Raw genomic sequence first — 22925 nt, 5'->3', positions numbered from 1 at the left:
AATATATGTGGAAGTTAGTTTTAGTTTGAAATTGTTTCATGTCGGTGTTAAATGTAATTAACGTTTACATTAGTTGTATAATTTGATTATTATAAAATAATATGTAATCAGGCTAGTTGATAATTTTTATGTGTATAAATATACATTAATCAATATAACTAAATGATAAATAATGCATTTTTATGGTGAAATCTGTTTCCTATTGGAATGCGGATAGGTCCATTTCTCAGAGAATTATCAAAGTAAATTCGGTGTTAATTGGGGAATAGGAGGTTTGGTTTGTCTCACTAATTATTTAATTTTTCGTGAAATGATTTACATGTGATATTAATTCAAAATGGACATAATACAGCAGGGATTTAGTACTCATGCCAGTAAATATATGCAGTAAATCCATTTTCATTTAGTTATGAAATTCAGCGTAGGCCAATAAAAAATTGCACAAAATCAAAGGCGCTTATTAAAAAAATAGGAAAAAAATGGAATATCTTTTGCCGGTTCACTTGGTGAATCGTTTATTCCGTTATCAGGAAAATAATTGTCGAAGAATTGCTAATTATGCGGCTATTAACCGGGCTATTACCTCCAGCGTCCAAGAGAATGTGCTGTCTGAGGATTTTAATTGATGCCTGGTGTGTGCCCGTTTTTATTTCTTGTAGGGAAGAAATAAGGGCAAAACATTTGTGATGACTGTTGAGAACGACAGTTTTCAAATAACTAACAGATTCGTTGAGGTAGTAAGTAGATGAAAGATAGCATGGCTAAAAAGGAAATTATCTTTGACGCTGGATTAGTGCAAGTACCGTCAGACAAGGTTGGTGACGACATATCTGTTCAGAAACTTAATTTGTTGTCCGAGGCTGAACGTACATTGCTGTTGGAAACTTGGAATGCCACTGAAACCGTCTATCCTGACCAGTTAGGTATCCATCAGTTGTTTGAACGACAAGTGGAGAAAACCCCGACCGCGACGGCGTTAATCGCAGGGGATAAGACCTTGAGTTATGCGGAATTGAATGCTTGCGCTAACCGACTGACTCATCAACTGATTAAACAGGGGATTTGCCCGAATGATCATGTGGCAATCCTGTTAGAGCGGTCTATCGAGTTGGTAGTAGCACAATTGGCTATTCTCAAGGCGGGGGCGGTTTATGTCCCTATCGATACCGGCGTGCCGGACGAGAGAAAAAAGTGGTTGATAAACGATGGCTTAGCCAAATTGTTGCTCACTGGCGCACAAGTGAATATCCCGGCTAATCTGGATATCCCGCTAATTCGTCTCTCTGATGAGACAGACGCGAACAAGGCGGAAGAGAGCTTTAATCCTGACTTACTTTATTCCAGTACTGCGCCAGCATATATCATGTACACCTCCGGCTCGACTGGCACCCCCAAAGGGGTGATCGTGCCTCACCGCGCTGTGGTCCGACTGGTTATTCATAATGGCTATGTTGAAATTGAACCCAATGATCGGGTTGCTTTCGCGGCTAACCCGGCTTTCGATGCCAGTACTTTTGAAATGTGGGCCCCTTTACTCAATGGCGGGGCATTGGTGGTTATCGACCACACCACTTTGTTGACGCCGCAGGAATTTGTACAGGCATTAGACCGTTATCAAATTAATATCTTATGGTTAAGCGTCGGCCTGTTTAACCGGCTGGCGGCGGAGTTGTCCCCAGTTTTGCCGCAGTTAAAAAACCTGATTGTCGGCGGCGATATGCTTGATCCCCATGTGATTTCCCAGGTTTTACGCAAGAACCCGCCTCAGCAGTTATTGAATGCCTATGGACCGACCGAAGGCACCACCTTTACCACCATATATCGAATTGAAACCTTGGCCACGGGAACGACCAACATTCCTATTGGTCAACCAATTGCCAACACGCGGGTTTACTTACTGGATGAGCAGGGCCAGCCCGTGCCATTGGGGAAGATGGGTGAGATTTATGTTGGTGGCGACGGGGTGGCCTGTGGTTATCTCAATCGCCCTGAATTGACCGCTGAACGCTTTTTGGTTGATCCATTTAATGATACGCCGGATGCGCGGATGTACCGGACCGGCGATTTAGCTCGCTACCTGCCGGATGGCAATCTGGAGTTTTTGGGCCGCAACGATCAGCAGGTGAAAATCCGCGGATTCCGGATTGAACCGGGAGAAATTGAAGCCCGATTGGTGGAGTATTCGGCAGTACGTGAAGCGGTGGTATTAGCGTTAGGTGAGGGGCAGGACAAGCAGTTAGTTGCTTATGTGTTGGCAGCGTCGGATAACGAATTGCCTACCCACTTGCGTGAACACCTAAGTGCGCGATTGCCTGATTATATGGTGCCGGTGGCCTTTGTACGGTTGGATGAATTCCCGCTAACTCCCAATGGCAAACTGGATCGCCGGGCGTTGCCAGCGCCGGGGGAAGACGACTTTGCCCGTCAGGTTTACGCCGCACCGCAAGGAGAGCGGGAAATTGCATTGGCTACTCTCTGGCGTGAGTTACTGGGTATTGAGCAGATAAGCAGGTATGACAGCTTCTTTGCCTTGGGCGGCCATTCACTGCTCGGTGTGCGCATGATTGAACAGCTACGCCATTTAGGGTTGACATTGGCTGCCCGCGACCTGTTTCAATTGCCAATACTGGCGGAGTTGGCCCAAACATTGGGGCAGCATCAGATTGTGACAGTACCGCCGAATGTCATTACCCCGGCGACCACCGTACTGACGCCAGCGATGTTACCGCTGATTGATTTGACTCAGCCTGACCTTGATCACATCGTCGAGCAGGTGCCGGGTGGGGGGGCTAATATTCAGGATATCTATGCGCTGTCACCGTTGCAGGACGGTATCTTGTTTCACCATCTGCTGGCGAAAGAAGGTGATCCTTACTTGCTGGCCTATCCAATGATCTTTGCTGACCGTGGTTTGCTAGACCGCTATTTATTTGCGGTACAACAGGTGGTTGACCGTCATGATATTTTGCGTACCGCTTTTATCTGGCAAGGATTATCTGTTCCGGCGCAGGTAGTTTGGCGTCAGGCCCCATTGTCAGTAACAGAACTGACGCTTAACCCGGCTGACGGACCGGTCGGTGATCAACTGGCGCAACGTTTTGATCCACGGCAATACCGTCTCGATCTGAGTCAGGCACCGTTGTTACGCTTTGTGATAGCACAGGAAGAGGATGGCCGTTGGTACGTACTGCAATTACAACATCACCTGATTGGCGACCATACCACGCTGGAAGTCATGAACCTCGAAGTTCGGGCCTATCTTGACGAACAGCATGATAACCTGCCGACACCGGTACCTTTCCGCAATTTGGTGGCTCAGGCTCGGCAAGGGGTTGACCAGACAGAACATCACCGATTCTTTACCGACATGTTGGCGGAAGTGGATGAACCGACATTACCGTTTGGGCTGACCGAGGTACATCGTGATGGTTCTCAAGTCACACAAGCGCACCGGATGCTGTCTCCCACGCTGAATGATCGTTTGCGTGCGCAGGCGAGACGTATGGGGGTCAGTCTGGCAACCCTGTGTCATCTGGCTTGGGCACAAGTGCTGTCGCGTACCAGTGGACAAGAGAAAGTTGTGTTCGGCACCGTGCTATTTGGGCGTATGGCCGCCGGGGAAGGGGCCGACAGCGGCATGGGGCTGTTTATCAATACCTTACCGTTGCGGCTGGATATTGATGATACCCCGGTACACAATAGCGTCAGGGTAGCGCATACCCGGTTAGCTGGATTACTGGATTATGAGCATGCTTCACTGGCGCTGGCTCAACGTTGCAGTGGGGTACAGAGCGGTACACCACTTTTTAGTGCCCTGTTGAATTACCGGCATAATGACCAATCGATGGTTTCGCATGAGATGGTGCCGGGCATTGAATTTCTTGGCGAACAGGAGCGGACCAACTACCCGTTTGTGCTGTCGGTGGAGGATGGTGGTTCCACTCTGGGGTTGACTGCCCAAGTGGTACAACCGTTTGATTCAGAACGGGTATGCGGTTATATGCAACAGGCGCTGGAAAGTCTGGTGGATGCCCTTGAACTGGCACCGGAAACGCCGGTACGGGCGTTAAACGTTTTGCCTGCATCGGAACGCACGTTATTGCTGGAAAATTGGAACACGACAGAAACAGCCTATCCTGAACAACTCTGTATCCATCAATTAATTGAACAACAAGCGGAGAAAACCCCAGAGGCCGAGGCGCTGGTGTATGAAAATCAGACGCTTAGCTATGGACAACTGAACGCCGATGCTAACCGGCTTGCCCATCAACTGCTTGCCTTGGGCGTCGTGCCAGATCAACGGGTGGTGATCTGCATGGCAAGTTCACCGGCGCGGGTAATCGCGGTGTTGGCGGTGCTGAAAGCAGGCGGAGCTTATGTACCGTTGGACCCGGCTTATCCGGGAGAACGACTGTTGCATATCCTAACCGATGCAGCCCCGGTTAAGACAAGGGGGTTGAAGACAATTGTGCTAGTGGATAGTACCGGGCGGGCTGCATTAGGTGAACAAACGCTTGCGGAACTGACGGTACTAGACCCGAATATCTTACCTGACCAGCCGGACAACAATCTGCAGGTTTCTGCCTTAACTTCTCGCCATCTGGCCTACGTGATTTACACTTCTGGATCGACCGGGATACCCAAAGGGGTAATGATTGAGCATCGTGGGCTGGTCAATCTTATCCGGGATAAAATCACCCAATTCGACATTCGCCCTGTTAGCCGGATGTTACAGTTTGCTTCATTTGGCTTTGATGCCGGTGTTTGGGAAATCATGATGGCATTAGGCAGTGGTGCCTGCCTGGTTATTCCGACCGAAACTGTTCGTCAAGACCCGAATCGCCTCTGGCATTATCTGGAAGAACAATCGGTGACGCACGCCTGCTTGACCCCGGCTTTGTTGCGAGAAGGGGCTGATTTGCCAACGATAACAATAAAACCGACATTGATATTGGGCGGTGAAGCCCCTAGTTCCGTGCTACTACGGGCGCTAAGTCATCAAGCAATCCTATTTAATGCTTATGGCCCGACAGAAATTACCGTCTGTGCGACCAGTTGGCGTTGTCCATCACACTATACTGATGTGTTGGTTCCTATTGGGCGTCCGACGGCGAATACACGTCTTTACCTACTGGATAACCACGGCCAGCCAGTCCCATTGGGCGCAGTGGGGGAACTCTATATTGGTGGGGATGGCGTTGCCCGTGGCTATCTCAATCGGCCAGATCTGACCGACGAACGCTTCTTGGCTGATCCATTTAGTGACGCTGCCGATGCTCGGATGTACCGGACCGGGGATTTAGTGCGCTATTTGCCGGATGGCAATCTGGTATTTGTTGGCCGTAACGACCAGCAGATTAAAATCCGTGGTTTCCGCATTGAGCCGGGGGAAATTGAAGCACGATTGGCGGAACACCCTATGGTGCGCGAAGCGCGGGTCGTGGCCTTGGGGAATGGGCAGGATAAGCGTTTAGTTGCCTATGTTGTAGCCGAAGCGGATAGCGGGCTGGCGGCCAGTTTGCACACTCATTTGAGCGCGATGTTACCTGATTATATGGTGCCGGCGGTCTTTGTGCGTTTGGCGGCCTTTCCGCTGACGCCAAACGGTAAATTGGATCATCAGGCATTACCGGCACCGGGGGAGGATGCTTTTGCTCGTCAAATTTATGTCGCGCCACAAGGGGAAATGGAAATCGCAGTGGCGGCTATCTGGTGCGAATTACTGGGCGTTGAGCAAATCGGCCGACATGACAATTTCTTTGCCTTGGGCGGACATTCCCTGTTGGCAGTGCGGATGATGAACCGGATAGCCGCTTTCGGTGTTGACCTGCCGTTGGCCGCGTTGTTTATGTTTCCGTCATTGGCGACATTTACTGAGAAGATCTGCGCACAACGTAATACGGGCAGTGATAAATTGCCTGAAATTAGGTCCATATCCCGTGATAGTGTTTTGCCGTTATCGTTTGGTCAGCAGCGTCTGTGGTTTCTGGCGCAATTTGAGGGGGTTAGTGATACCTACCATATTCCGACAACCCTACGTTTACGTGGTCGGCTAAACCTTTCTGTCTGGCAGCAGGCCCTGAATCGCCTGTTTGCTCGCCACGAGGCGCTACGTTCGGTCTTTATCACAGTCGATGGTCAGCCTCAGGTTGAACTGTTACCGGCGGAATTTGGTCTACCGGTGAAAAAATACGATTTGCGTAAAGCATCTAACGTGGATGAACAATTTAAGCGCTTGTGTGTACAGGAAGCCAAAACGCCGTTTGATCTTGCCCGTGGTCCCCTCATTCGTTGCGCATTGATCCAACTGGCCGATGAAGAGCATATATTCTTACTGACTCAGCATCATATTATCTCCGATGCTTGGTCTTTAAAGATACTTGAATCAGAACTGGTTGCACTTTACGCTGCTGGTCTAAATCAACAGCCAGATCCGTTGCCGCCATTGACCATTCAATATCCTGATTATGCGGCTTGGCAGCGGCAGGTATTTTCAGGTGAAGGAGTACAGGCACAGAGTGATTACTGGCGTCGTACACTGGCAGATGCACCGGTGTTACTTGAATTGCCGATAGACAAACCTCGACCCTCTCAGCAATCATTCACCGGAGGTCGGGTAGCCGTACACATTGATGCTACGTTGGTACAGGCCCTAAAACATTTGGGACAACAGCACGGTACCACACTGTTTATGACACTGTTAAGCGCTTGGGCTGCATTGCTATCGCGCTTGTCCGGGCAGGATGATGTCGTCATTGGTATACCAAGTGCTAACCGTAATCTGCGGGAAATTGAACCACTTCTTGGCTTCTTTGTTAACACATTGGCGTTGCGTATCGATTTATCCGATATGCCGGATGTGGTCACCCTATTGCGGCGTGTACGGCAGACGACACTAGGAGCGCAGGAGCATCAAGATCTGCCTTTCGAGCAGGTAGTGGAAATTGTTCAACCGCCGCGCAGACCGGAATATACACCGCTATTCCAGGTAATGTTTGCCTGGCAGGAGAATGAAACAGAGGAATGGCAATTACCGGAATTGACGGTAACACCATTCGAGCAAGAATACGATATAGCGAAATTCGATCTGCAACTGGAATTGACAGAGAAGGCGGGCGAAATTGTTGGGGAACTGAACTACTCTTCTGCCCTGTTCGACCATGAAACCATCGAAAGGCAGGTGGGTTATTTGCAGGCCATATTGCGGGCAATGGTGAACCAATCTCAGCAACCGGTCACGGCTATCAATATTTTGTCATCCGCTGAGCGGGAGTTATTGCTGGAAAATTGGAATGAGACCGAAGAACCGTATCCTACTCAGGTATGTGTCCATCAGTTGTTTGAACAACAGGCAGAGAAGACCCCGGATGCCATAGCGGTAATGTATGAAAACCAGACGCTCAGCTATGCGGAACTGAATGCCCGCGCCAATCGGCTAGCCCATCAGCTTATCGCCTTAGGCGTAGCGCCGGATCAGCGGGTAGCGATTTGTGTGACACGCTCACTCGTGAGGATCATCGGATTGTTGGCGGTTCTGAAAGCGGGCGGGGCTTATGTGCCGTTAGATCCAGCCTATCCCGGTGAACGTTTGGCTTATATGCTCACTGATGCCGCGCCGGTTATTTTGTTGGCGGATAATACTGGGCGGGCAGCACTAAGTGAAGACATTCTGGCGACACTGACGGTGCTCGATCCGAATATCTTGCCGGAGCAGCCAGACAATAACCCGCAAGTCTCTGGACTGACCTCACAGCATCTGGCCTATGTGATTTACACCTCCGGTTCAACCGGCAGACCAAAAGGCGTGATGATTGAACATCGTAGCGTGGTTAATTTGACGCTGACCCAAATTACCCAGTTTGATTTTTGCGCCACCAGCCGAATGTTGCAGTTTGCCTCATTTGGTTTCGATGCCAGTGTCTGGGAAATCATGATGGCGCTGAGTTGTGGGGCCATGCTGGTTATTCCTACAGAAACCGTGCGGCAAGATCCACAGCGCCTTTGGCGTTATCTGGAAGAACAGGCGGTGACCCATGCCTGTTTGACGCCGGCTATGTTTCATGACTGTGCCGATTTACCGGCAATAGCGATAAAACCAACATTAATATTTGCAGGAGAAGCGCCGAGTCCCGCGTTATTTCAGGCACTGTGCGGTCGGGCCGATTTATTTAACGCTTATGGGCCGACGGAAATTACCGTGTGTGCGACTACCTGGGGTTGCCCGTCAGATTATACCGGAGGCGTCATCCCCATCGGCAGCCCGACCGCCAACAAACGCCTCTATCTGCTGGATGAACACGGCCAGCCAGTTCCATTGGGCACAGTGGGGGAATTGTATATTGGTGGCGTTGGAGTAGCGCGTGGCTATCTCAATCGCCCTGAATTGACGGCTGAACGTTTCCTGAATGATCCGTTTAGTGATGAAGCGGATGCCCGAATGTACCGTACCGGAGATTTGGCCCGCTACCTGCCGGATGGCAATCTGGTGTTTGTTGGTCGTAATGACCAACAGGTTAAAATCCGTGGTTTCCGCATTGAACCGGGAGAAATTGAAGCACGATTGATTGAACACCCTGAGGTAAGTGAAGCGCTGGTATTGGTGTTGGGTGACGGACAGGATAAACGACTGGTGGCTTATGTGGTGGCGCCAGCGGATGACGGACTGGCGACCAGATTGCGTGAGCACCTGAGTGATATTTTGCCTGACTATATGATCCCGGCGGCTTTTGTGCGTTTGGATGCCTTTCCGCTGACCCCTAACGGTAAGCTGGATCGCCGGTCGCTGCCAGCACCGGGGGTGGATGCCTTTGCTCGCCAAGCTTACCAAGCGCCACAAGGGGAAATTGAGATAGCATTAGCCACTATCTGGTGTGAATTGCTGAATGTTGAACAAGTTGGCCGACATGACAGTTTCTTTGCCTTGGGCGGTCACTCGCTGTTGGCAGTCAGGATGATCGAACGTTTACGGCGTATAGGGTTGGGCTTGTCGGTGCAAACGCTATTCCAGCATCCGACATTAAGTGTATTGGCCCAATCTTTGGTGCCGCATCGTGAAATTAGCGTGCCTGATAACGGTATTACCGCGGATACGACGGTGCTGACGCCAGCAATGTTGCCGCTGATTGATCTGACTCAAGCTGAAATTGATCGTATTGTTGAGCAAGTACCGGGTGGAATTGCCAATATTCAGGATATTTATGCGCTATCACCGTTACAGGATGGCATTTTATTCCACCATCTATTGGCAAATGAGGGTGATCCCTATCTACTGATTACTCAACAGGCTTTTGCTGATCGCCCCTTACTTGACCGCTATCTGGCTGCGGTTCAACAGGTGGTTGACCGCCATGATATCTTGCGTACCGCCTTTATCTGGGCGGGATTATCTGTACCGGCTCAGGTCGTTTGCCGTCAGGCGCCTTTGTCAATAACGGAATTGACGCTCGACCCGGCTGATGGGCCGATCAGTCACCAACTGGCTCAACGTTTTGACCCGCGCCAGCATCGTATTGACCTGAATCAGGCACCGTTATTACGTTTCGTTGTGGCACAAGAGAGCGATGGTCGTTGGATTTTGCTGCAATTGTTGCATCACCTGATTGGCGACCACACCACGTTGGAGGTGATGAACAGCGAAGTACAGGCCTTTCTCTCCGAGCGAATAGACACCGGGCAAATAGACAGCCTGCCTGCTCCGGTCCCGTTCCGTCATTTAGTGGCACAGGCTCGTTTGGGTATCAGCCAGACAGAGCATACTCGTTTCTTTACCGACATGCTGGCTGAAGTGGATGAACCAACACTGCCATTCGGGTTGGCGGAAGCACATCATGACGGTTCACAGGTGACGGAATCTCACCGGATGCTGACAGCGGAACTGAACGAGCGCTTACGTGGTCAGGCGCGGCGGTTGGGCGTCAGTGTGGCGGCGCTATGTCATCTGGCTTGGGCACAGGTGCTATCGCGTACCAGTGGGCAAACACAAGTGGTGTTTGGTACGGTGCTGTTTGGGCGTATGCAGGCGGGTGAAGGATCGGATAGTGGCATGGGGCTATTTATTAACACCTTGCCGTTACGATTGGATATCGATAATACCCCGGTGCGGGACAGTGTACGCGCAGCACATAGCCGACTGGCGGGATTGCTGGAACATGAGCACGCTTCACTGGCGCTGGCGCAACGTTGCAGTGGCGTAGCCAGTGGAACGCCGCTTTTTAATGCGCTGTTGAACTATCGACATAATACCCAGCCGGTCACACCAGACGAAATCGTGAGCGGCATTGAATTCCTTGGCGCACAGGAGCGGACCAACTATCCATTTGTGTTGTCGGTAGAGGATAGTGGCTCTGATCTAGGGCTGACGGCTCAAGTGGTGCAACCATTCGATCCAGAACGGATATGTGGCTATATGCAACAGGCGTTGGCAAGTCTGGTGGAGGCGCTTGAGCAGGCGTCCTATATGCCGGTACAGCAGTTAGACATTCTGCCGACAACTGAACGGACATTATTGTTAAAAACCTGGAACACCACTGAAACAGCGTACCCTGAGCGGTTGTGCATTCATCAACTGTTTGAACAGCAAGTGGAGAAGACCCCGGATGCCACGGCGCTGATACATGAAAACCAATCCCTTAGTTATGTGGAATTGAATGCTGATGCTAACCGATTGGCTCACCAACTTATTGGGCTGGGTGTAGCGCCGGATCAGCGGGTGGCGATTTGCGTAGCAAGTTCACCGGCGCGGATAGTGGCGCTGTTGGCGGTGTTAAAAGCGGGAGGCGCTTATGTGCCGCTGGACCCGGCCTATCCGGGTGAACGTCTGGCCCATATTTTGACTGATGCTGAACCGATTATTTTATTGGCAGACAGTGTTGGACGTTCAGCCTTAGGTGAACAAATGCTTGTGGGGCAGACAGTCATTGATCCGAATTCATTGCCTGATCAACCGGATAACAACCCACAACTGTCTACATTGACCTCCCGTCATCTGGCTTATGTGATTTACACCTCTGGTTCGACCGGCACGCCAAAAGGGGTGATGGTCGAACATCGTGGGTTGGTCAACCTTATTCAGGATAAAATCGCCCGATTTGACATTTTCCCCGCCAGCCGGATGTTGCAATTTGCTTCATTTGGCTTTGATGCGGGTGTCTGGGAAATGATGATGGCGCTATGCGGTGGTGCCGTTCTGGTTATTCCTGATGAGTCTGTTCGTCAGGACCCACACCGCCTTTGGCATTATCTGCAAGAGCAGTCAGTGACACACGCCTGTTTGACTCCGGCTTTGCTGCGGGATGGGGCTGATTTGCCGGTGATAACGGTAAAACCTACCTTGATATTGGGCGGTGAAGCGCCCAGTGTGGCGTTACTTAAAGCGTTGCGCAACAAGGCCACGGTATTCAATGCTTATGGTCCAACGGAAATCACCGTTTGTGCAACCAGTTGGCGTTGCCCGCCAAACTATACCGATGTGTTAGTTCCCATCGGGCGCCCAACGGCCAACACCTGTCTCTATCTGCTAGATGCTTTCGGTCAGCCCGTGCCATTAGGGGCAGTGGGCGAACTCTATATTGGTGGCGTCGGTGTGGCGCGTGGCTATCTCAATCGTCCTGAACTGACCGACGAACGTTTCCTTGCAGACCCATTTAGTCATATTGCTGACGCCCGGATGTATCGAACCGGGGACTTAGTTCGCTATCTGCCGGATGGCAATCTGTTGTTTATTGGCCGTAACGACCAGCAGATTAAAATCCGCGGTTTCCGCATTGAACCGGGAGAAATCGAAGCCCGGCTGACAGAATACGCCGGGGTGCGTGAAGCGCTGGTACTGGCCTTAGGCGACGGGCAGGATAAACGGCTGGTGGCTTATGTGGCGGCGGAAGCGGATGACGGGTTGGTTAACCGTCTGCGTGAACATCTGAGTGGATTATTGCCTGATTACATGGTACCGGCGGCTTTTGTGCGGCTGGATGCTTTTCCGTTGACGCCTAACGGCAAGCTGGATCGCCGGGCGTTACCTGCACCGGGGGAGGATGCTTTTGCCCGCCAAATTTACGCTGCGCCGCAAGGAGAAACCGAAACCGCACTGGCTGCTATCTGGTGTGAATTACTCGGCGTTGAACAGATCAGCCGGTACGACAGCTTCTTTGCCTTGGGGGGCCATTCATTGCTTGCGGTACGGATGGTTGAACGTTTGCGTCATTTGGGTTTAACGCTGGCAGTACGTGATCTGTTCCAATCCCCGATACTGTCTGAACTGGCACAAACATTGACGTTGAATCAGACCGAAAAAGTGCCGGCCAACACGATGACACCGGCCACCACGGCGTTAACGCCAGAAATGTTACCGCTGATTGATCTCACTCAGCTTGAGATTGATCGCATCGTCGAACAGGTACCGGGCGGGATAGCTAATATTCAGGATATCTATGCATTATCGCCGTTACAGGATGGGATCTTGTTCCACCATTTGCTGGCAGACGAAGGCGATCCTTATCTGTTGGCCGGTCAAATGGCCTTTGCTGATCGGAAGCTATTAGATTGTTATCTGGCGGCGGTTCAGCAGGTGATTAACCGTCATGACATCCTGCGAACAGCCTTTATCTGGCAAGGATTATCCGTACCGGCACAGATTGTTTGCCGTCAGGTGCGGTTGTCGGTGACGGAATTAACATTAGATCCGGCTGATGGGCCGATTAGCGACCAATTAACGCAACGTTTTAACCCACGCCAATATCGCCTTGATTTGGGACAGGCACCGCTGTTGCGCTTTGTGGTGGCACAGGAGAGCGATGGGCGCTGGATTGTTTTGCAACTGATGCATCATTTGATTGGCGACCATACTGCACTGGATGTGATGAGTCACGAAGTTCAGGCATACCTTGACGGTCAAGAAAGCAGTTTGCCTGCTCCGGCGCCTTTCCGTAATCTGGTGGCCCAGTCCCGGTTAGGGATGAGTCAGGCAGAACATACCCGTTTCTTTACTGAAATGTTGGCTGAGGTGACTGAACCAACGTTACCGTTTGGGTTGGCGGAAGTTCGCCACGATGGTTCGCGGATGGCCGAATCGCACCGGATGTTGGTCCCTGAGTTAAATAACAGTTTACGTGGTCAGGCGCGGCGGTTGGGTGTCAGTCTGGCGGCACTGTGCCATTTAGCTTGGGCACAGGTGTTGTCGCGTACCAGCGGACAGCCGCAGGTGGTATTTGGCACCGTCTTGTTTGGACGCATGGCGGCGGGTGAAGGGGCTGAAAATGGCATGGGACTGTTTATCAATACCTTGCCGCTACGGTTGGATATGGATGATACCCCGGTACGAGACAGTGTACAGGTAGCACATCACCGGTTGGCGGGATTGTTGGAACACGAATATGCCTCGTTGGCACTGGCTCAACGTTGTAGCGGGGTGCAGGGAGGAACGCCGCTGTTTAGTACCTTGCTGAACTATCGACACAATACGTCGTCGGCGACATCGAATGAAATTATGAGTGGCGTCGAATTCCTCGGTGCACAGGAGCGGACTAACTATCCGTTTACGCTGTCAGTAGAAGATTTTGGTGATGCACTGGGGCTGACAGCGCAAATCGCCCAGCCGTTTGATGCCGAGCGGGTGTGTGGTTATATGCAACAGGCGCTGGAAAGTCTGGTGGGCGTACTGGAACACGCCCCGGAAACCCCGGTTCGGCGGTTGGAGATTTTACCGGCAGTAGAAAGGAAACTGCTACTGAAAGTCGGCAATGGCCCGCAAACGGCCTATTCCGACCCGTTGTGTATTCATCATCTGTTTGAACAGCAAGTGGCGAAAAATCCTGAGGCTACGGCACTGGTCTATGAAGAGCAGACTCTCAGCTATGCAGAATTGAATGCATGCGCTAACCGACTGGCTCATCAGTTAATTGCACTCGGAGTGGAGCCCGATCAACGGGTGGCGATTTGCGTCACGCGTTCACCGTCAAGAGTGGTCGCGTTGCTGGCGGTACTGAAAGCGGGTGGCGCTTATGTTCCTTTAGATCCATCTTATCCGGGTGATCGGTTGGCTTATATGCTTACGGATGCGGCACCATCAGTGGTACTGGTGGATAATGCGGGCCGTACCGCGCTAGGAGAACAAGCGCTTGCTGCGTTAACGGTGCTTGATCCCACGATCTTGCCTGATCAGCCGGACAGCAATCCACACGTCCCGGCGCTGACCTCACAGCATCTGGCATATGTGATTTACACATCCGGTTCCACCGGCACGCCGAAAGGGGTGATGGTGGAACACTGTGGCTTGGTCAATTTGATTGGAGAGAAAATCACTCAATTTGACATTCGCGCGGATAGTCGGCTGTTGCAATTTGCCTCATTTGGTTTCGATGCCAGTGTCTGGGAAATCATGATGGCGCTGTGTGGAGGAGCGACACTGGACATTCCGGTTGATAGCGTTCGTCAAGACCCGCTGCGCCTGTGGCGTTATCTGGAACAACGGCGGGTAACACACGCCTGTTTGACCCCGGCTCTGCTACGGGATGGGGCCGATTTACCGGCGATAACGATAAAGCCCACCTTGATACTGGGCGGAGAAGCACCCAGTGCGGCGTTGTTGCAAGCATTACATGGTCGGGCAACGTTGTTTAATGCTTATGGCCCGACAGAAATCACCGTCTGTGCAACCTGTTGGCGTTGCCCGTCAGACTATACGGATATGCTGATCCCTATCGGGCGCCCGACAGCGAATACACGTATCTACCTCTTGGATAATCACGGCCAGTCAGTGCCATTTGGGGCTGTGGGAGAATTGTACATTGGTGGTGCTGGTGTCGCGCGTGGCTATCTCAACCGCTCTGATTTGACGGCTGAACGCTTTCTGGTAGATCCGTTCAGTGATCAACCGGATGCCCGCATGTACCGAACCGGGGATTTAGCCCGCTACCTGCCGGATGGCAATTTGTTGTTCGTTGGTCGTAACGATCAGCAGATTAAAATCCGAGGTTTTCGCATTGAACCGGGTGAAATCGAAGCGCGGTTGACGGAATATCCTGATGTGCGTGAAGCGATTGTTTTGGCGTTAGGTGATGGTCAGGATAAACGTCTGGTGGCTTATGTGGCGGCACCAGAGGATAACGAGTTGGCAAGCCAATTACATCGTCATTTAAGAGCTTTATTGCCTGATTATATGGTGCCGTCGGCCTTTGTGCGTCTGGACGCCTTTCCGTTGACGCCGAACGGCAAGTTGGATCACCGAGCATTGCCGGTGCCTGATCAGAGTGCTTTTGCTCGTCAGATCTATGAGGCGCCACAAGGAGAAACAGAGATTGCCTTGGCGGCTGTCTGGCGTGAATTACTGGGGGTTGAGCGGATTGGTCGGCATGATAATTTCTTTACCTTGGGTGGACACTCGCTGCTCGCTATGCGGATGATCAATCTGGCCGCAGAACGGGGATTAATTTGCTCATTGAATAATCTGTTCCAATTCCCGGTGCTAGCAGAACTGGTGGCAGAGATCACCTCAGATAAGCTGTTTCAGTGGCAAACCAGCGCCATACCGGTACGACCGGATGGTACCGAGCCGCCGCTATTCTTCGTACCGAGCGGAATGGATGATTACTCATATGTTTTCGGGCTGGCTCAGCATATTCAGGCGGATTACCCGATTTATGCGCTACCTTGGCCGTCCATCAATGAGGAACAGGTGTCAACCATTGAAGCTTTGGCGACCAGAATGATCACCTTTATGAAGGCGGTGCGACCAGAAGGGCCGTATCGGATATACGGCTACTCTTCTGGCGGTATACTGGCTTATGCCATTGCTCAGCAACTGTTGCATGCCGGAGAGACAGTTAATTTCTTGGGGCTAATTGATACACCCGCTCCTCACTGCTTCAAGACACGAGTCGATCAACCTAAACTTCAATTCCTTGCGGAATTGGCAAGGCAGTCAGTGGATGAGTATCCTCAAGAGATTGCCGCATTGCATCAGAAAATGGACGAACTGAATTTAGTGCAATTTATTGCCGCAGCGCAAGAGTTGGAATTATACCCATCAAATCTGCGTCCTGACTTAATTGCCAAACGTTGGGTACAGATGGGAAATTATGTCCAAATGGTCAAAGATTATCAGCCGAAAGCACTGGCGATAACGCTACATCAGTTCTATGCAATGGAGTCTTATCCACAGATCCCGTTTGTTACGGATGTTGCGCTACAGTCCGTCACGATGGAACCATCGTTAGGTTGGGAGCAGGTAGTTCCTGACTCTTCGCTACAGTTAACCTCGGTGCCGGGGGATCATTTTAGTCTGATGGAAGATAGTGAAAATAAAACTATTTTAGCTAAGACCTTAAGCATGGCGCTGGCAATGAATTGTGAAGCGGAGGCGATGTAATGTCAGTGATATGACGAGATAAAAAGCTATGTTTAAATAAAGATATACCCTATGGATTTCAAGGTGCATCGCGACGGCAAAGGAGCGAATCCCCGGGAGCATCGATAACGATGTGACCGGGGGTGAGTGAGTGCAGCCAACACTATTTTCGTTAACAGAATCGCTGTCAGGATAAATATCATTACAGATATTCCGATAAAGATATTTGGTTGTATGGGTGAGAGCCATGATGATACTTTTCTCAGTGAAGAGGCAATATTGCTATGGGGTTTTATTGATATTGTTGGCTATCTTATTATTCGTATGGCATGAATGAGGTTTAAAAAGGCGTGATGAGACTGAAACAGAGATAATCTATTAGATAAAATGAAAATAGGCATTGTTATCATATGGATGTGATTAAAATCGCCTATTCAGGCCGTCTTCATTTTATGGAAAATAATGCCAGTTTACTTTTGTCAATAAATGTCACGTTATTGTCATGAAGTTTAAATATTTTGTTTGGCATGCTGTTATATCGGCGGTGATAAAGAGGCGTGCATTAAAAATTGTATTTTTTTGAAAAAAAGAGTTGATTTTTATAAGCACCCGTTAAGAGGATAGTAGCATTCAGAAATCTCTCATCCTGTTTATGCATGATGTATTGCGGAAGGGTGAGTGGCCTAGGCAAATATCTTTGATCCGAATGGATGATCATACGTACAGAATGGAAAACCTCCCTTGCAAAAGCAGGTTGGGGTGGAAATCAGTCAATTGAAAATAAAAGATGAAGAGTAAATGATGAGTGAACCGAAGGAACATGAGATTTTTATTCATCCTGAATATGATGAACTTGGCCTCTCTTATTACAACGTGCCGCATGCCAGAATTGAAGAAAATCTGGTGGCGACTTGTTTGAAATACGCGACTAAAGTGATCCCGGTAATTTTCCTGCCTATTCAGAACTGCTGAATGGCAGAGATAAAATTTTAGGCATTGTGCATGGGGTGATGCCTAATACCGGTTCGCCCATGACTTATAAAAGGATGAAAACCGGTGAAGATGGAATGGTTGGAATGGTTATCGGCAGTCATGGTGTGGAGATGACCCCGGTGTTGGCGCAATCTCCCAGTTACATATTGCCGATGGTAAAATGACACACAAATTGCCGGAATCCGACCCTTATCAGGAAATCTATCTGGAAAAGAACCGAGGGTGGGGATTATGTGAAACCCGGTTTTTAAACCCGGATAAAAAAGATAAATGGAAAAAGGAAAAGAAAGTGACAACTGAAATGTTAGCCAATATGCAGACTCGTTGTATCGGGCATTATCTGATTGATATTCCCTTGGCATTTGAAAACATCATCAACAATGAGATATTTATTGGTGATGCAAAAATAGAAACTAAGCGTATGCATCTATCCACATTTGAACAGCGGATAGAGATGAGAGAGCAAAAATTGAGGACGACTAAGACTGCCGATCCGAAAGATCTGCCCTTTTTAAAGAAGACTTATCATCTCCAGGGAAACTTATATGGTGTGATTTTTGATAGAAATAATAGTGTCAGTGAACCCGGTTTTTCCCGAGTATTAGAAGCCCATTTATATGATAATGGGGTTGCTTTTATTATAGAAATGAAGTTGACAGAGATATCAGATGATAAATACAGTTATTCAATGGATCGTTATATAAAATCTGGATTGAATGAAAACCAATATAAAATGCTTTCTCAAACTCTGGACAAAATGCAGAGGCTAATTGCCAGAATCAGTGGCAGAAAGGATAGCGATATTCCGACAGCGGCAGGAATCTGTATCCCTGACGGTTTTATTGCCGACTATAATAATGAAAAAGAAAGTATAAAGTTTGTCTATCAGGGAAATCAGGATGATAATTTCATATTCAGTCTTGAAATCATTAATGACCTAAAAGGGGAAGGCACTTTACTTGAACGTATTAGTGAGATTGAAAGGGATTGGTTTATTAACTATGGCAAGGTAATAAGAAAGGAGGAAAGAGAGATAAATGGGATTCATGGAGAGGAGCTATTAGCAGTAGGTCTGCAATCTTTTGACAATAATCCGCGTTATCAATTTGATTTTATTGCAAATGATATGGTGTTGGATGATAAAAAAGTCTGTGTTGTTATTATGTTAATGAATTACCAGTTGCCTGCAACGCCATATACCGAAGATGAATTGATCATATTTTGGGATGCAATAACGAAAACTTTTCGTAAAAGACCGGATGATTTTGAATAGTAATAAAGTGAGAGATATAGTGTTTTAAATAATTCACTAATGGGAGGTCCAAGGTGTTATGGTATATTTTGCCAATGATTTTTTTGACTTATATGTTGCTTTTAAGTCCGGCAATATTGATTGTTGATATACTCATCATTTGTCGGATAGCTAAAGGTGTTGTGTGGAAAAAATATAAAATTGTTTCAGCGGTAGCCTTATTAATAGAGCAAGGCTACCGTTATTTATGCTGGTATGTCCAGATTGAAATTTATTGTCATAAGCAGAGTGGTTTAATAATAAAATTGCTATGACAATAAGAATTTTTCTGGTACATAATGATGAAAATTATTCGCTAAACAGTATTCTTCCAGTTGTTGGCTGGAATGAATCCCTATCTTGTTATATATCCGGGCCATATAGGTTTCAATGGTGCAATAAGTAATATTTAATATCTGTTTAATTTTTTGTCTGGTGTATTTTTGTAAAAAGAAAAAAATGATGTCCCATTCATGCAGCGTAAAAATATCGCTTGGTGGTTGAAGCATAATGGATGCCGGTAGTTCTTTATAATATTGATGTAGGCTGGCTAATGAGTAGCTTTTGGCTTCCCAACAATGATACATGACGCCGATACAATTTCCATCTTCATGATAAAAAGGCAATTTTTCACAAAAGTAAGATGACAAGATTTGATCTTGTCCGAATATATGTGTTTCAACTGAACATATTCTCTGTTCTTTTACCATGACCATACTATCTTGAATAATAAATTCCTTAGCAAATTCAGCGCCGTTCCAAGGGAGTTCATGATCATAAAGCCCATCATAATTAAATGAGGCTTTAAAATTATGAATATATTTCTTTGTTGCTGAGTTACCATAAATGAAATTTGAAGAACTATCTTTTATTCCCCACGGCTCATTGCTGATTTCCATCGTGTTGATAATTTGAGGTGATATTATATAGTTCTTCATAAAGACTCCTTGAAAATTTTAAGCTTGAATGAACATTCTACTTTGAGATTCCCTAGCGCTTTCTGGGATATAGCGGTAAAATTGATGTTTTTCATAAGAATTTTCTAGTGTTATATGATTTCATGATTATAAAGCTTTCTGCAATCGAATGATTTTTCAAGATTATGAATAAATTATTTTGTTGCTGGATTGCCGTAAATAAAACATGAAGAACTATCTTTTACTCCTCTACAATTCATTATCCATTGTATTGACAATCTGAGGTGATATTGCATAGTTCTTCTTCATGAAAATTTCGTTGTGATTTAGCGCCTAAGAAAACATTTTGCTTTTCCGTTTCACAAATCTCTCTGGCACGTAGAGGTCATAGTCATTCGTGCGACAATAGTCTTCCAATTGACGACTGGAATGAACACCAATTCGTTTATATATTCGTGAGAAATGGGTTTCAACCGTACGATAGGAGATATTTAACATCCTACCGATTTGTTTACTGGTATACTTATGTAACATGAGGAAAATAACATCCCATTCCCGTTTCGTAAATATATCGGTTGGTGGAGAGAACAGAATAGATGACGGTAGTTTTCCATAAAATAGACGGGTAAATGAGAAGTCCTGAGCTTTCCATGCGTGGAACATGATTCCGATACATTCGTTATCATCATTATAGAATGGATATTTTTCTTGGAAATAAGATGAAAGAAATTTATCTTTCCCGAACATATGTGTTTCAAGCGAACATACTCTTGAATCTTTCTCCATTACAGTTTTATCATGAATAACAAATTCTTCTGCAAACCCCGCTCCATCCCAAGGAATTTCATTATCATACCGGCCTTCAAAATCAAATGAATCTGAAAGATTTTCGGCATGATTAAGTGCTAAATTACCATAAATAAAACATGAATTTTTATCTTTGATCCCCCAAGGTTCATTACTTTGCTGCATGGTGTTAATAACTGAAGGTGAAATATCTACCTTATTAATTTTGTTCATAATGAGATCCTATTGTAAAGTTAAGTTAGTAATTATGGTTTATAACTCTCTACTGCCAATAGTGATAAAACGTTCAGGAATATAAAGATGATAGTTATTTTTCTGACAGAAATCCGCTAATTCTATCTGTAGTGGTAAATTAAATTTCTGGTAAATTGACTGAATATGATTAACAACATCTTCTGTGCTCATCGTTAATTCTTCACCGATGCTCTCTTCATCCTGTGAACGCAGGGTTAGAAAAAGCACTTCCCACTCGGTTTGCGTCAATATATTATTTGGTGGCGTAAATTGCAGGTTTGATGGCGATATTTTGTCATAATAGTAAGAAACAGAAAAATCTTGAGGTTGATACATATGAAAGAAGATCCCAATGCAATCATTATTCTCATCATAAAGGGGAAATTTATCACAAATATAGCTTTGTTTGACGTTATTTTCTCCAAACCGATGTGTTTCCAGTGAAGTGATGCGTTGCATAGTTTGGATGGCTTTTTGATCCTGACGGTGGAATTCTTCTGCATATTCGGCGATAGGCGAGGGTAATTCACCCGTGGTAAGCCCGATAATATCGAAATCTTCAGGAAGGTTGAGTAGTTGATAGAAAGCAGGGTTAGCATAAATAAATCTTGACTGATGATCTCTGGCACCCCAAGGTTCATTGCTTTTGTCCCACATCAGGGTTAATTGTGGTGTAATAAGGGTGGATTTGTTTCGTATGTTTGACATAGTAACTCCTAAATTCCTATTTAAATCATTATCTGAATGGTTGCTTTTTCGATTATATCTTAAGTGGACAGCCATATAATAGAATATAATGCTTTTCTCGTCAAAAAGCGTATGTTTATTAATTGAATTTTTACTATTTAATAATGAAACTTTAAATAGAGAGGAATATAACTATATATACTATTTTGGATGAGGATTATTTAAATGATTTATTGAAAGAGCAAGTAGAGGTTGTTGCTATGCTCGCTGCTGTGCCTGATATCAGCTATTTTTAGCTGAAAAATAGGTATTATTAATGGTAAATGAGTGCAAATTATGCTTGAAATTATCAGCATCCTCATTGTTGTCAGTTGCTCAATAGTTATTTGTCCTAATGCTTAAGAGCTGTTCTGTTAAACTATTTGATTTACTCGTCTTTGTAATAAAGAACAAATCTGAGCAGCGGCATGAAAAAAATGAGGGTTTTTGGTCATATTTTTGATGTGACATAAAGATTAAACTCAATAAATTACTCCTGTTGTGTTAAGTATATGCTGTTAGTTTTTTACATTGTTTGTGCTCATTACCCCTTTAAAAGGGGTGTTGCCAAGAGTGATTCTCGTTGGGATTAAGTAGTCAATACTTAATGAGCGACGCTAACATAAATTTTTTCCTAACTTTATCAATGCATATTCAAAGGATTTGAGCAAAAAACCAAGGTGTGATTCAGAATGCATTATTGACGAATTTTATCTTTGAGTCATTTTCTCTTGATATACATCAAGAATCAGAGGATATCCTGATTGGTGGAATTGCATATAATGATTTTAATTTTATCGACAAAGAGGCCATTAAAACGGGTAAGCAAACAAAGGGGTATGCCGCTGAATTACGGTTTTTTTTAACTCATCTCGCTATACCCTATGGATTGCAAGATGGATCGCGACGGCAAGGGAGCGAATCCCCGGGAGCATAGGTAACTATGTGACCGGGGTGAACGGTTATTTTTTTACTATAGATATTTTATTGCAAAGAAATAAGTTAAATTTTCTTGAATTTCTGGTGCAACAACATTAATAACTCAACGTTATTAATTTTATTTATGAAAAAATTTTTAATAATTAAAATAAAAAAATTGGTTGAGTTGCAATTTAATTTTATTTTTTACTATCTTATTTGTATTGTTAATACCAATGTAGGGATATAGGGCAATATATGGGGGGTAAACAGACTTTCTTATGTGTTAATGTTGATTTTGAGTTTTGGCTCTATATTATTTTATTCTACTTATTCATTTAACCGTATTTGCAGATATATAAACTCATTATGTCTCTGAGCTTAGGGTTTTTGCTTCACTATATATTTTACAATCTTTGTGAGTAAATTTCTTGTTGAGGAAGAAATATGTTTAAAAAATTCTAACAAATCACTTCTGATATTAATGATAACAAAGGCGTTTTTTCTTATTATTTCATTGCTTGGAAAGCAAACAATCAATGGAATAATAGCTTAATAGAGTTAGAATAATCTGCCTAATTAGACAGGATTATATAAATAATGCCCGATTGATGGCTGTCATTATATTTTTTTACCGTGGGAATAACGGTGGAGTTGCTCTGTCCATGGAAAACTAGATTCTCAAAACCGTTGCTGTATC

Annotated in this window: 10 protein-coding genes; 7 read left to right on the top strand and 3 right to left on the bottom strand. The window is 46.4% G+C overall.

The window, feature by feature from the left end:
- Positions 1-479: 479 nt before the first annotated feature.
- The 6 genes from SLS51_RS07220 (at position 480) to SLS51_RS07195 (ending at position 18605) form a co-directional block, all read left to right on the top strand.
- Positions 480-626, top strand: a complete 147-nt coding sequence (locus SLS51_RS07220) for a hypothetical protein (RefSeq protein ID WP_323836858.1) — start codon at positions 480-482, stop codon at positions 624-626.
- A 119-nt stretch (positions 627-745) separates the two neighbouring features.
- On the top strand, positions 746-16360 hold the full coding sequence (locus SLS51_RS07215; RefSeq protein ID WP_323836856.1) for a non-ribosomal peptide synthetase: 15615 nt from the start codon (positions 746-748) through the stop codon (positions 16358-16360).
- Positions 16361-16486: 126 nt separating this feature from the next.
- Positions 16487-16672 carry a hypothetical protein gene (locus SLS51_RS07210; RefSeq protein WP_323836854.1) on the top strand — a complete coding sequence of 62 codons (186 nt, stop codon included), beginning with the start codon at positions 16487-16489 and terminating at the stop codon, positions 16670-16672.
- A gap of 465 nt (positions 16673-17137) precedes the next feature.
- The gene (locus SLS51_RS07205; protein ID WP_323836852.1) at positions 17138-17311 is read left to right on the top strand and encodes a hypothetical protein; all 174 of its coding nucleotides are present in this window, start codon (positions 17138-17140) and stop codon (positions 17309-17311) included.
- Between the two features lie 59 nt (positions 17312-17370).
- Positions 17371-17496, top strand: a complete 126-nt coding sequence (locus SLS51_RS07200) for a hypothetical protein (RefSeq protein WP_323836850.1) — start codon at positions 17371-17373, stop codon at positions 17494-17496.
- Positions 17493-18605 carry a Tli4 family immunity protein gene (locus tag SLS51_RS07195; protein ID WP_323836848.1) on the top strand — a complete coding sequence of 371 codons (1113 nt, stop codon included), beginning with the start codon at positions 17493-17495 and terminating at the stop codon, positions 18603-18605. The genes SLS51_RS07200 and SLS51_RS07195 overlap by 4 nt, the downstream gene beginning before the upstream one ends.
- Positions 18606-18892: 287 nt before the next feature.
- On the opposite strand, the gene SLS51_RS07190 is transcribed toward SLS51_RS07195, so the two are convergent.
- The 3 genes from SLS51_RS07190 to SLS51_RS07180 all read right to left on the bottom strand — a co-directional run bounded on the left by SLS51_RS07190 (position 18893) and on the right by SLS51_RS07180 (position 21289).
- Positions 18893-19561: a LuxR C-terminal-related transcriptional regulator gene (locus SLS51_RS07190; protein ID WP_323836846.1), complete on the bottom strand. Its 669-nt coding sequence runs from the start codon at positions 19559-19561 to the stop codon at positions 18893-18895.
- A gap of 312 nt (positions 19562-19873) precedes the next feature.
- A complete protein-coding gene (locus SLS51_RS07185) occupies positions 19874-20560 on the bottom strand; it encodes a helix-turn-helix transcriptional regulator (RefSeq protein ID WP_323836844.1) in 687 nt (228 codons plus the stop codon).
- A 39-nt stretch (positions 20561-20599) separates the two neighbouring features.
- Entirely contained in the window at positions 20600-21289 is a 690-nt protein-coding gene (locus tag SLS51_RS07180; RefSeq protein WP_323836842.1) for a PAS domain-containing protein, read from the bottom strand.
- A gap of 718 nt (positions 21290-22007) precedes the next feature.
- Between SLS51_RS07180 and SLS51_RS07175 the strand changes: the two genes are divergently transcribed.
- Positions 22008-22244, top strand: coding sequence for a hypothetical protein (locus tag SLS51_RS07175; protein ID WP_323836840.1), 237 nt, complete (start codon positions 22008-22010; stop codon positions 22242-22244).
- The last annotated feature ends 681 nt before the right edge of the window (positions 22245-22925 follow it).

It is taken from the genome of Photorhabdus africana, from assembly GCF_035181445.1.
In the GTDB taxonomy this organism is placed as follows: domain Bacteria; phylum Pseudomonadota; class Gammaproteobacteria; order Enterobacterales; family Enterobacteriaceae; genus Photorhabdus; species Photorhabdus laumondii.
This window is presented reverse-complemented; position numbering and strand designations above follow the sequence as displayed.

Bases quoted from the DNA above. Each gene is read 5' to 3' on its own strand.
- SLS51_RS07220 (WP_323836858.1), top strand. From the start codon at position 480: ATGGAATATCTTTTGCCGGTTCACTTGGTGAATCGTTTATTCCGTTAT.
- SLS51_RS07215 (WP_323836856.1), top strand. From the start codon at position 746: ATGAAAGATAGCATGGCTAAAAAGGAAATTATCTTTGACGCTGGATTA.
- SLS51_RS07205 (WP_323836852.1), top strand. From the start codon at position 17,138: ATGATGAGTGAACCGAAGGAACATGAGATTTTTATTCATCCTGAATAT.
- SLS51_RS07200 (WP_323836850.1), top strand. From the start codon at position 17,371: ATGACTTATAAAAGGATGAAAACCGGTGAAGATGGAATGGTTGGAATG.
- SLS51_RS07195 (WP_323836848.1), top strand. From the start codon at position 17,493: ATGACACACAAATTGCCGGAATCCGACCCTTATCAGGAAATCTATCTG.
- SLS51_RS07190 (WP_323836846.1), bottom strand. From the start codon at position 19,561: ATGAAGAACTATATAATATCACCTCAAATTATCAACACGATGGAAATC.
- SLS51_RS07185 (WP_323836844.1), bottom strand. From the start codon at position 20,560: ATGAACAAAATTAATAAGGTAGATATTTCACCTTCAGTTATTAACACC.
- SLS51_RS07180 (WP_323836842.1), bottom strand. From the start codon at position 21,289: ATGTCAAACATACGAAACAAATCCACCCTTATTACACCACAATTAACC.